9 protein-coding genes are annotated in these 12,779 nt (G+C 37.5%); 3 read left to right on the forward strand and 6 right to left on the reverse strand.

Going from position 1 to position 12,779, the window contains the following annotated elements; genetic code table 11:
* The first annotated feature begins 14 nt into the window (after positions 1 to 14).
* Both UXI14_RS12960 and UXI14_RS12965 read left to right on the forward strand, forming a co-directional pair.
* Positions 15 to 1,928: an ABC-F family ATP-binding cassette domain-containing protein gene (locus tag UXI14_RS12960; RefSeq protein WP_335966497.1), complete on the forward strand. Its 1,914-nt coding sequence runs from the start codon at positions 15 to 17 to the stop codon at positions 1,926 to 1,928.
* 277 nt (positions 1,929 to 2,205) lie between these two features.
* Entirely contained in the window at positions 2,206 to 2,385 is a 180-nt protein-coding gene (locus UXI14_RS12965) for a CPXCG motif-containing cysteine-rich protein (RefSeq protein ID WP_335966498.1), read from the forward strand.
* A gap of 129 nt (positions 2,386 to 2,514) precedes the next feature.
* On the opposite strand, the gene UXI14_RS12970 is transcribed toward UXI14_RS12965, so the two are convergent.
* Entirely contained in the window at positions 2,515 to 3,282 is a 768-nt protein-coding gene (locus UXI14_RS12970; protein WP_335966499.1) for a LexA family transcriptional regulator, read from the reverse strand.
* Between the two features lie 226 nt (positions 3,283 to 3,508).
* On the opposite strand from UXI14_RS12970, the gene UXI14_RS12975 reads away from it, so the two are divergent.
* A complete protein-coding gene (locus UXI14_RS12975; protein ID WP_335966500.1) occupies positions 3,509 to 4,207 on the forward strand; it encodes a TIGR03915 family putative DNA repair protein in 699 nt (232 codons plus the stop codon).
* Here the strand turns inward: UXI14_RS12975 and UXI14_RS12980 are convergent, their stop codons facing one another.
* The 5 genes from UXI14_RS12980 to UXI14_RS13000 form a co-directional block, all read right to left on the reverse strand.
* Positions 4,208 to 5,557 carry a Gfo/Idh/MocA family oxidoreductase gene (locus UXI14_RS12980; protein WP_335966501.1) on the reverse strand — a complete coding sequence of 450 codons (1,350 nt, stop codon included), beginning with the start codon at positions 5,555 to 5,557 and terminating at the stop codon, positions 4,208 to 4,210.
* A gap of 271 nt (positions 5,558 to 5,828) precedes the next feature.
* Positions 5,829 to 6,794 (reverse strand): helix-turn-helix domain-containing protein, encoded by a 966-nt coding sequence (locus tag UXI14_RS12985; protein ID WP_335966502.1) that lies wholly within the window; start codon positions 6,792 to 6,794, stop codon positions 5,829 to 5,831.
* Positions 6,795 to 6,934: 140 nt separating this feature from the next.
* A complete protein-coding gene (locus UXI14_RS12990; RefSeq protein WP_335966503.1) occupies positions 6,935 to 8,386 on the reverse strand; it encodes a SusD/RagB family nutrient-binding outer membrane lipoprotein in 1,452 nt (483 codons plus the stop codon).
* A 5-nt stretch (positions 8,387 to 8,391) separates the two neighbouring features.
* Positions 8,392 to 11,496 carry a SusC/RagA family TonB-linked outer membrane protein gene (locus tag UXI14_RS12995; protein WP_335966504.1) on the reverse strand — a complete coding sequence of 1,035 codons (3,105 nt, stop codon included), beginning with the start codon at positions 11,494 to 11,496 and terminating at the stop codon, positions 8,392 to 8,394.
* 20 nt (positions 11,497 to 11,516) lie between these two features.
* Positions 11,517 to 12,752: an alkaline phosphatase family protein gene (locus UXI14_RS13000; protein ID WP_335966505.1), complete on the reverse strand. Its 1,236-nt coding sequence runs from the start codon at positions 12,750 to 12,752 to the stop codon at positions 11,517 to 11,519.
* Positions 12,753 to 12,779 lie beyond the last annotated feature (27 nt).

Here is a 12,779-nt window from a genome sequence, read left to right on the forward strand (position 1 = left end):
CAATTATTGCAAAAATGTTGAACGTCCACAACCTTTCTATCTCTTTTGGGGGAGAATATTTATTTGAAGAAATTGCTTTTAGGCTAAACGCAGGAGACCGGGTTGGGTTAATTGGGAAAAATGGTGCCGGAAAATCCACAATGCTCAAGTTGCTATCAAAAGAAATGGAACCCGACAGCGGCGTGATTTCTACTGATAAAGATGTTAAAATTGGCTTTTTAAAACAGGATATCGATTTTGAATTGGGGAATACCGTTTTAGAAGAATCGTATCAGGCCTTTGAAGAAATAAAAGCCATGGAGCTTCAGCTGGATAAAATTAATAACCAACTTGCCGAAAGAACCGATTACGAAAGCGAGTCTTACAACCAGCTCATGATCGATTTAAGCGACCTAACACACCGCTACGAAATAATGGGCGGCTATAATTACCAAGGAAAAACAGAGCGTGTATTATTGGGGCTGGGTTTTAAACGCGAAGATTTCAATAAGCTTACAGATACTTTTTCGGGTGGGTGGCGTATGCGTATCGAGCTTGCTAAGTTATTGCTTCAAGACAATGATGTGCTTTTGCTGGATGAGCCCACAAACCATTTGGACATAGAATCCATTATTTGGCTGGAACAGTTTTTAAGGTCCTACGGCGGTGTTGTTGTGATAGTTTCCCACGATAAAATGTTTTTGGACAATGTTACAAACCGGACGATTGAAATTTCTTTAGGAAAGGCTTACGATTACAACAAAGCTTATTCCGAATATTTAGAACTCCGCTCTGAAATGCGGGAATTACAGCTAAATGCACAAAAAAATCAAGAAAAGCAAATTCAGCAAACCGAAAAGCTCATTGAAAAATTCCGTGCAAAAGCCTCAAAGGCCTCCATGGCACAATCGTTAATTAAAAAACTGGACAAGGTAGAACGGATTGAGGTAGATGAAGAAGACACCGCAGTAATGAAGGTACGCTTCCCGGTATCTATTCAGCCGGGAAAAGTTGTGGTTGAGGCCGAAGATGTGGGGAAGAATTATGGCAACAAGGAAGTCTTAAAAGGCGTTGACATGCTTATAGAAAGAAATTCCAAAACAGCATTTGTAGGCCAAAACGGGCAGGGAAAAACAACGTTGGCAAAAATTATTGTAGACGAGATAAAGCATACCGGAAAATTAAAGCTGGGCCATAATGTGCAATTGGGGTATTTTGCCCAAAACCAGGCCGAATATCTGGATGGGGAAAAGACCATTCTAGATACCATGTTGGATGAAGCCCGAGACGATAACCGGTCTAAAGTGCGCGATATGCTGGGCTCTTTTTTGTTTAGGGGAGATGATGTTGATAAAAAGGTAAAAGTATTGTCGGGTGGGGAAAGGAACAGGCTGGCACTTTGTAAAATGCTCTTGCATCCGTTTAATGTGTTGGTTATGGACGAACCTACAAACCATTTGGACATTAAATCTAAAAATGTTTTAAAGGAGGCCCTGAAGAATTTTGAAGGGACTTTAATTTTGGTTTCGCACGACCGTGATTTCTTGCAGGGTTTAACAGATAGTGTTTATGAGTTTAGGGACAAAAAAATAAAGCAGTTCCTGGGCGATATTAACTATTACTTGGAACAAAGAAAGGTAGAAGATTTTAGGGAAGTAGAGAAAAAAACAAAAGTTGTAGCCGAAAAGGTCGAGAAAAAAGAAAAAAAGCTATCTTTTGAAGAGCAGAAAGCCTTAAAAACATTGAGTAACAAAATTAGCAAGCTCGAAACCAATATTGCAGATCTTGAAAAAGAAATAGCGGTTATCGACAAAAAATTGCTTACAAACTATGATGAAATGGTAGCCGAGCCAGGTTTTTTTGAAGCATACAATGCCAAGAAAAAACAATTGGAAACCCAAACCGAAGAATGGTATTTATTAACCGAAGAACTACAAAGTTTATCCTAAAGGTGCATTTCGTCGAAAAAATATGCATTTAACAGATAATTTAGCTAACTTGTATGTATATTCGTGGCATAGATCAACTAAGTGTACTATACATTTTTTTTGAATGTTCCACTTACAATTGTTCCATATTTTAGTTAGTTTGTTTGATTGATTTACAGAGTGTTAGTTGGTTACTAACACTCTTTTTTTTGTTCGTTGCTTTCGATTTTAATTAAAATAGCAAGTTGTTAGGCATGATTTGCAGTGTTTTGTAATAATTAATTAAGTCTTGAACGGTATGTTTGAACATTTTTTTCAATGTCCGTATTGTTGGGAAGAAATTTCCATGCTCTTGGATTCCTCGGTAAACCAAACATATGTGGAAGATTGCGAGGTATGTTGCAACCCAATAGAAATTACGGCAAAATTTGAGGAAGGGAAATTAATAGTGTTTAGTGCAGAAAGCATTGAACAGTAATTAACTTATGCCCAAATATGGGCTTCTAACCCCGATTGAGCCAATTACCCTGCCCCGTCCGGGAGGAACGGGGCATGTATGGGTGAAAGCGGGCAAATGCCTTGGCTACAAACTCAGACCTATGGGCCCCTACTTATTTTTTAAATATTGAATTTCGTTTTTAAGCTCTGTAATGGATTGTTGTATTTGCGAAAGTGCAATATTGCCTGCATCCCCGTCCAGTTCCATGCTTATTTTACTTTTTACTTCCCATAATTCCTGAATGTCAAAAGTGTTGATGGTAATTGGCGGGTATTCGGGGTTTAATGAAATTAAGGATAACTGCTCGTTGTTGTCGTGCTTTTGTACTTTTTTCACGAGTACGCTGTCGTGCAGGACCACTACGCATATAGCGTGATTGTTGAGCATGTTTACATTTTCTACCGATTTTCCCAAAACCCATTCTTTGGGGTGCAAACCGGGCAACATACTGTCGCCTTCTACCTGAAAGCCCCTATAGGTAGCATTTCTGTACTCGGGGAGGGGAAGGGTGAAAGCGGGGAGCTCTTCGTACCAGTCCAGATCCTGAATGTTGTGCGGATAACCCGCGGCGGCTTTTACATTTACCAAGACAATACCATCGTTGTTTTCGGGGGTGACGGTAAGTATTTTTGGCGCGGTATTGACCGTTGTACTTAATTCTTTTTGGTTGCTTTTTCCATAGAGCCACAAGGGGTTTACCTTAAACTGTTCCATGAGCTCGACTACAATGCTGCCGGAGATTTTTGATTTGCCCCTTTCGATATCGGCCGTAGAACTTTTAATGCCGAGGGTTTCTGCAAAGGTTTGCTGGGTAAAATTATATTTTTCCCTTATTTCTTTAAAGCGTGTTACTTCTATAGGAAGTTTAGATTTCATGTTTGTATGATGAATTAAATACAATATGCAATGTAAATATATAAAAAATTTAGGAAAAATTCCTTTTTATTGGAATAATTCCATATATTTGAATCGGTTATTGGTAATAACATTGGCTAATTTAAAGAAAGATATGAAGAATGCATTATTAAATATTGGAATATTTCCAAAAACAGGAGCGTCAATTTTTACCAAGTTTTTTAAAAGAACTAAAAGAAAAACAACTATGAATACAATTTTAATTTACGATGGCAGTTTTATTGGGTTTTTGTCGGCCGTTTACAAAGTTTTTGATGAAAACATAAAAGAAGTTTCCATAGTGAAACCCAAGCATTATGTTCCCGATATGTTTTCGGAAACCGTAAACGTATCTTCTTCTGAAATATATTCCAAGCGGGTCTGGAAATCTTTGGAGGTGAAGCTAACAAAACATGGGGCGAATGAATTGTATAAAGCTTTTTTAAGCGAAATTAAGGGTACAGAAGATGCTTTGTTGAAATATATTGTGCATGTATATGCTACAGAATCTTTTAGTTATACCGATATGCCCGATGCCAATACACTTCGGGTCTCCCAAGTTGCCAGAATGGTAGACAGGGAATTGGGGCATATTAAAAATTTTTTGGTTTTTAAAACAACAAGAACCGGTATGGAAGTGGCTACCATAAATTCTAATTTTAATATGTTACCGCTTATCGGGAATTATTTTAAAAGAAAATACCCCAATAAAAAATGGCTTATTTACGACCAGCGCAGAAACTACGGCCTGTATTTTAATACCAAAGAGATTGACCGCGTGCACTTGTCCATAGACGACCAATTGAAAGTCTTTGAGGAAAACAATGCAATGTTCTATGTTAATTTACAAAATAAGCCATTTTATGGGCTTGCCAAAAGCAACAATAAAGCCGAGATAAATTGTTGATTATACGTTGGGCAATTCCCACCCATTGTGGTAATTGGCCTTTGTAAGTTGGTTGGCGCGGGCATTGTCTTTAAACTGCCCCTTTGTGGCGTCCCAATATATTTTTTCGCCGGTTTTATAGGCAATATTGCCCATATGTGCATTAATGGCAGCAATACTTCCGGTCTCTATACCACAATTTAAATTATTGGTTTCTCCTTTAATGGCATTAACGAAGTTTTGGGCATGGACGTCAAGGGCATTGTTTTTTCCTGGAATAAAATCTACTTTTTCTGTTCTTGGCACTCTTTTGCCGTCTTGGTCCTGAGTTTCTGGAATTACTTCCCAACCTTGCCTGTTTACTACCAGCGTCCCGTTATTGCCAATAAAGGCAATCCCTTCGGATTTACCGTAGTTGCCACCGTCGATTCCTGTGGCATGTTCCCAAAGTAAGTTGAAATTTTCAAATTCGTATACGGTCTGTAAAGTGTCGGGGGTTTCAGAGGCATCGTTTGGATAGGCAAATTTTCCACCGGATGCAAGAATAGATTTAGGGGCTTTTACGTTCATGGCAAACAGGGCAATATCTATTTCATGTACGCCCCAATCTGTCATTAAACCACCTGCATAATCCCAGAACCACCTAAAGTTAAAATGAAACCGGTTTTTGTTAAAAGGCCTTTCTGGTGCGGGCCCAAGCCACATTTTATAATCTACTCCCTTTGGTGGTGCAGAATCGGAAACTACAGGAACTGGTTTCATCCAACCTTGATACGACCAGCATTTTACAAGCCTTATATTTCCCAGTTTGCCCGATTGCACATATTTTATGGCTTCATCATATTGAGAGCCGCTTCGTTGCCATTGACCAACTTGTACTATACGGCCGTATTTTTTTGCGGCCTTCACCATTACATTGCATTCCTCGATGCTATTGGCTATTGGTTTTTCTTGGTACACATGCTTTCCTGCTTTGCAAGCATCCACCATATTTAAACAATGCCAATGATCTGGAGTTCCTATAATAACAGCATCAATATCTTTGTTTTCAAGCATTTTACGGTAATCGGTATATAGTTTTGGAGTTGTATTGCGTAACTCCTTTACATTGGCGGCCCTTTTATCGAGTACATTTTGGTCGATGTCGGCCAGCGCGATGCAGTTTACCTCTGGTATGTTTAAATGGGCCTTCATGTCGCTCCAGCCCATCCCGTTACAGCCAATTACGCCAAAGTTTATCTGGTCGTTAGGGCCCACTTTTTGTTGTAGCGCGGTTAATGTGTGTGCAGAGAGGTAATTGGCCATGCCAAGTCCGGTAAGGGCTAAGGAAGAATTTTTGATAAATTTTCTTCTGCTGGTATGCTTTGTCATATTACAATGTTTTGGTTGGCTTTACTATATATAACCCCGATAACCAAAGATGGCACGAGCTTATAGGTTTAAATATAAGTAAAATATACTTATATAAAATAAAAAGAGTTTTATAGTAGCTGGTTGTTTTTGTAATATTGTTGTAAAAGGGCTGTACTATATTTACAGCAAGTAAACAAGCAAAAAGGTAAATAAGTCTACTAAGTATTTTATGAGATGAAGCATGATTTGATTTTTTTTGATGATGAATAAACCCTTTTGATTTGATGATTTATGATGAATAACGGTTTTTATACTGAATAGGAGTAAGTCCGGTATATTTTTTAAAAATGGCCCTAAAAGATTTAGGGTCCGAATAACCTACGCTGAACATAATTTCACTTATATTTTTTTGATTTATCTCTAATAACTTTTTTGCGGCCTCTACTTTTACACGTTGGTGATATTCAATAACCGTAAAATGAGTTATCCTTTTAAACCGCCTTTGAAAAGTACGACGGGGTAATTTTGTTAGCATACATATTTGGTCTAGTGTAATCCCTTGAGTGTAATTTTTTTCAATATATTCTTGAGCTTCCAGCACCTTATCGTCTTTATGGCTTTTGTTGCCATTAAAAATAAAGAATTGCGATTGGTCGTTTAGGTTTGGTTCCACCTCAAAATATTTTGCCGTATGCAGGGCCACTTCTGGACAGGTAAATTTTTTTACTAAATAAATCAATAAATTCCAATAAGTATTGGCGCCACCGCTTGTGTAGATTCCCTGCGTGTCTGTAACCGTTTTATGGTGCTTTAGTTTTACTAGCGGATAGCGCTCTCTAAATTGATTTACTGTTTTCCAGTGGGTGGAGCATTCCTTGCCATTTAAGAGCCCGGTTTCGGCCAAAAGAAAGGCACCCACACAAAGGCTTGCAATATCGGCACCGTTTTTATATTGATGCTTTACCCATTTAATGGTTTTTGCGTTTACATTTATGGACGCTTCCATTTTTCCGCTGGTGGGCGGGATTATTATCAAGTCGAATAGTTCTTTTTCCTCAAATGTATGATCTGCCTGAATGGTATAAAGATTGTCGTTTAGACTTATTTCTGGTGTCTCTGCAATTAGCCTGACATCAAAAGAAGGCGGCTTGCCAATTTCTTTTAAAAATGTATTTACCATTTTAAACATATACCGGGTATTGCCTATGGCTGCAATAATGCTATAATGTGGAACGAGTACACCAACTTTTTTCATGTTGCTAAGGTATTGATAAACAATGGCATAATCAACCCCTTAAAATGTCGTTAGTGCCAATTATGGTTAGAATGACCATAAAAAAAGGAGGGTGTTTTTATTAATCAACCCCTCCTTTTGTTTGGAATAAATCAAAAAAATTATTGTAATAACCACATTTCGGCATTTGTATTATCCCCGTTTGGATATTGGCGTTGAATGGCATCGGTTAAGTTATTTCCATTATTAACGGCTTCATCTGCTGGATACATCCATCGTTTTGGAATTTTAGCGTTGTTTAAAATTCCTTCTCCATCGGTGTTAAATTCTGGAAATCCGGTTCTTCTTTGCTCATAAAATATTTGCCACCCTGTATTTAAAAACATTGAAATGTGTTTTTGGGTTAAAATTGTTTCTATTTCATTTCCTGGTGAAAGTTGAATGTCAGGATTGTTTAAATAGTCGTTAAAATTAGAAATATTATAAAACTCCATAGATGCAGAAATGCCATTTTTATAATGAATATCAATATCGGCCGATATCCAATTTCTGGCAACTGCTTCAGCTAAAATAAATTCTAATTCCGAATAGCTTATTAATAAGCTTGGTTCGTTCTCCGGATCTGTAAAATATCGGGGATGAACCCTGGAAGCTTCACCGGCAACAGCCTTGCTTGTGTTATCATTAAGATCTCCACTTCCATAAAGTCCACCATATGCAGAAAAATCGGTATTTGGTAAATCGGCGGCATTCGGTTTCTTTTCTGCAAATGCGAACAAGCGGGGGTCTTCAAAATTTTGGAGGCGCTCAACAAAACTTTCTTCCATGTAATAGGCTGTTTGTAAGTCGTTGTTATTTTGCAATGGGTATCTGTTATCCTGTATGTTGTAATAATTTAATGCGGCATTATCTTCATTCGATTCAAAAATAGGGTATTTACCAGGGTTGGTATATACTTCGTTAAATCGGGCGACTATGTTTAATTCATCATTCCCTTCTTTTATGGAAAGATTCATTAAAATCCTTAAATAATATGAATTAATGAGCTTTCTCCATTTTAACTTATCGCCATTGTATATAATATCGCCTAGTATGGTTTCTTCATTAGTGGCCAGTTCGTTGTTTGCATCCTTTAAGTCATTTAAAACCTTAAGATAAATTGATTTCTGTGTATCATATACTGGAGTATAATTGTTTTCGGTTGCTTGAATGGCATCAGAATATGGGACATCACCAAACACCTCGGTAAGCGATATAATAAAGTATGAATTGAAAAATTTGCCCAAGATTTGATAAACCCCCGATTCGGTTCTTTGAGCTTCTTCCATCATTTTGGATACCTGTTTAAGGTTGTCATAATCATCGTACCCGGCACGTTGCCAGTTGTAATACTGGTTTGAATTTACCCCATTGGTATATGTTAAATAGCGACTTGCCAGAGCGGCAGATAAACTTATATTGTTAAAAGCCTGAATTTCAATATTTGTTAGAAGTAGTTCCGGGCTTACTTCTGTGGCCCTGTTGGGGTCGTCTTGTAAATCTTCTGTTTTGCTACAACTGTTTATGATTAAGAAAACGAGAAAGCATATAAAGGATATTGTTATTTTTTTCATTTTAATTAAAATTTGGCATTAATATTAAATCCAATACTGCGAGTGGAAGGTGCTTGTAAATTATCTTTTCCAGAATCTGGGTCTACATTTGGAATGTCTGAAGAAAGCCATAGGTTTCTTCCAACAAATGAAAGGCTTAAGCTGGAAAGAGGCATTTTATCAATAATAGCTTTTCCAAAAGTATAAGTAAGGGTAACTTCCCTGAGCTTAATAAAGGTCTCTTTGTAGTAATGATAATTTTTATTTTGATTATTGCTGGTTGTTTGCATGTAGTTGATATAGTTTACAGCAACATCATTTGGTGCATATTCGCGTGTGTCGTTTACAATGTTTCCATTTACGTCATATTCAACCGAGCCACCAATAACCTTTACGCCTGGGGCAATAAATGTACTTTCTCCATTATTAGCATCGTCCCTAAACTGGTTTACAGTGCCCGGGGCTGTACCTCCCCACCACATTTTTTGGTTGGTGGTAGAATACATAAGGCCATTGATGCGGCCGTCGAAAAGAAATGATAAATTAAAATTTTTATAGGAAATGTTGTTAGTAATCCCATAAGTCCAATCGGGTTCATTATAGCCTATATAGCGTTGATATGGATCGGATACCGGGAAACCATTCTCTAAAATGAGTTCTCCGTTTTCATTGGTTTGATAAACATTTGCATAAATTCTGTCGGTACGGTCGCCTACACGGATAAAACCTTCTGTTTGTTCTTTGTTGCCATATATTTCTTCTTGATAACGCCTGTACTGACTCAAGTTAATTTGAGCGTTCCATTGAAAATTTTCATTTTTAATAGGGGAAGCATCTAGTGTAAATTCAATTCCTTTTCGTTTGAATACATCGCCGTTTAATAACAAACTTGTATATCCCGATGTTTCGGAAAGCGGGCTGTAAATAAGATTGTTATAGTCCCTTGCTTGATAATAAGCAACATCCAAACCTAATCGGTTTTGAAAAAACCTAATATAGGAACCTATTTCCCAAGTGTCTGAGGTTTCTGGTTTTAAATTAGGAGACAATAGCGCGCTTCCAAAATAAGCCGAAGGTGTTCCATCCCAACTCGTACCTTTTTCATAGGCTTGAATATGGCTATATGGATTGTTGGATTGTTTGTCTATTTTTCCTTCGGATACCCGGGACCAAGAGCCCCTTAACTTAGCAAAAGAAGCCCAACTTGGAAGGTCGAATATGCTTGAGAGCACCACAGAACCTGAAATTGACGGGTAAAAGAAAGAATTATTTCCTTCGGGAAGACTGGATACTTTGTCGTTCCTTCCCGTAAAAGTAAGATAAAAAGCATTGTAAAACTCAAGATCTACAAAGCCGTAAAAACTATGAATGGTTTCTTTGGTTATGTCATTTTCCCCAAATAGCGTAGCTCCCGAATTGTTGTCAAGATTATAAAAGCCCGGTATGTTTAACCCGTCGGTTGCAGTAGAATGATACGTTGAGTTTCTATAATAATTTGCATAAGCAAACTCGCCATTTATAGAAATGTCTTCAGTAAGGTCGTTTTCATATTTTATGCCAAGCTCACTTGTAATGTCGAAATAATTAGAGTCTTCAACGGTAAAGTTGCCTCTGGATTTATCTCCATACCCAATATAACTCTTAGGTTCTTTATAAGTTCTGTATAAGCTGTAAATATTTGCCCCGCTACGTCCTTTTAAGCTAAACTCTGGGCTAATATTATATTCAAAATTAATATTTCCAAAAACATTATCTTTATTATATCCTCTTAAATATTCGTAAGCCTGAAAGTAAGGGTTATTGTAATAAGAAACGTTGAAATGTCTTTGCTGATAGCCTTCTTGACCCTCTCTCCAATAATTCTTTAAATCGTTTACATCTACATCTACTCCCGTCCAAAGAATTAAATTATAAAGATAGTTTGTTGGCCCATATCCTACTTCGGGAAAATTGTTGGTGTATTGTTTATTATAGGTTAAGGTGGAGTTTACCTTAAAATTATCTGATGGGTTTATGGATCCACCAACGCTAAAAGATGTGTTTTTTAAATCGGTATTGGGAACAATTCCTTTTTGGTATATATTGGAAAGCGACATCCTATAACTGGCCTTTTCGCTTCCCCAATCTACACTTATGTTATTGGATTGAATAAGGCCGGTTCTAAAAAAATCGTCAATATTATTTTTGCCTCTACTTATATATGGAATTGGGATCAGCTCACCAGTTTGAGGGTCTATAGGGCTATTGTATTGTGTTGTTTCAACATAGCCGCTAGGGGTGGAGGGGTCTAATTGGTCTAGTTTTGGCCCCCAAATCCAGCCACCGCCTTCGGTACCCGAGCCACTTCCGTCCACATAAGCATATACCCCTTGATTACCGTTTCCGTAGGTAGTCTGTACATCGGGCACCTTAATAAAGGAAGGTTGAAACATGGTTGAATTGTTAAAGGAAACAGACATTTTTCCTTTTTTTCCTTTTTTTGTAGTAATCATAATGGCGCCATTTCTTCCTGCCGAACCATATAATGCAGATGCGGTGGCACCTTTTAACACACTTACGTTTTCGATATCGTCGGTATTTACTTTCCAAATATCGGTTGTCCTGTCTGGAATTCCATCAATCACCAGCAAAGGGCTAGCGCCCCGCAAATTGATTTCTGGATTTTGGAATAAATCTGTCGAGTTTTTTACAGTTAAGCCAGCCACCCGGCCCGAAAGGGAGTTTACAAAATTAGCTTCTTTTGCTTTTTCCAAACTTTCGCCATCAACTTCTTGTACGGCATATCCTAATGCTTTCTTTTCCTTTTTTATGCCTAATGCAGTAACTACAACTTCACTTAGTTGTTCGGAGTCCTCTTGCATAACTATATTTATGGTGTTTTCTCCATTCAAGGCAATAATCTGCGTTTTAAACCCGATGTACGAAAAAATAATAGAATCGTCGTCTTTAGCTTGAATACTGTAATTTCCGTCAAAATCTGAGACAGTTCCTCCAACGGAATTCTGAATGCTTATGTTCACACCGCCCAAAGGGATGTTGTTTTGGTCTGTTATAGTACCCGAAATTGTGCTTTGCGAAAACCCAATAGCTGTAATTAGTAACAGGATTGAAAGAATAATTCTTTTTTTCATTAGTTTTTTTAGATTAGTAGTTATTTGATTATCCATGTATTGATGCTGTTGTTGTTGGTTTCTAAAACTATTTTGTAGAATCTAGAGTCGTTTTCCCCTAACTTTTTGGAGTAATGTTCTTTGCTTAGATCTACAGTGCCCAATAGCCGGTATTGATCTTTTCCGCCAGTATTAAAATTGTTGGTTTCAGCGATATATAATTTTCCTTCTGAATTGTTCTGATTAATATTTTTCCAACTTACCTCAAGTTTCCCATCATGTATGTTTGCCTTTAGATTAATAGCATTAACAGGATTGATTAATGAAACCCCATCGATTTCATATTGAATGTCTTTATCAACATTTATATCTAGAAAGTCGATTATGGTAGGGAGAATGTCGACTATCCCGGGCGTTTCATTATTAAAATATTGATTGGTGTTTTTTATGTTGGTAACAATCCATGTGCTTCTTTCCCTGTCTGTTTGCCCTCCATGGTGCTTACCGTCTTTGGCGGTTCTTCCGTGGTCGGTTGTAACAAGTAACATCCATTCTTCATCATGGCTGGCCTCGCGTTCTTTAATCGAGTTCCAGATGGAACCAATAAGTTTGTCTTCAAATTCAATGGCATTGTACAATTGAGGGCTGTCTCCATATTTATGACCCATATCATCTGAAAATTCCAAATAAACCCACGATAGGTCGGGCCCTTTCTCTTTAATATACCTTGCGGCTTCATGAGCTACTTTTTTATCGATATCCTTAATATATTTCCGTGCATCGTCATGTGGATAAGCAATGGTGTCTAATTCAAATCCGTCATAGGCATAATCCAGTTTTATGTAATTTGTTTGCGGAAGGCTGTCGCCAATAAGTTTGGTTCTGTTGTCCAACCAAGTTGAAAATATAGCAGTTTGTTTATCTGGAAATTGATTTTCAAACAGTCTAAAAATAGTTGGATAGTTATAATTTGGGTTTTTTATGCCATTTCCATATACATTATGCTTATTTACCCAAGTACCGGTAAGTAAGCTGTTGTACCCTACAGCCGAAATGGTTGGCGTTTCGGAATAGGTGCCCTCAAGGCCGCCAACATATGCTTCAGTAAAACTGCCTTGATTAGAGATATTGTCCAGATTGGGGGTATTAGCCTTTTGTAGCATGTTGAAGGCAATGCCGTCTACAATAATAAAAACAACCTTTTTTTCTTGAGCAAGAACAGTATTGATTAATACTAAAAAGGTGAGAACCGAGAGTGGTAATTGTTTGATTTTCATCTTGACTTGGTTTAAGTTTTTAATTGG

It is taken from the genome of Galbibacter sp. PAP.153 (assembly GCF_037029175.1).
GTDB classification, from domain to species: Bacteria; Bacteroidota; Bacteroidia; order Flavobacteriales; family Flavobacteriaceae; genus Galbibacter; species Galbibacter pacificus.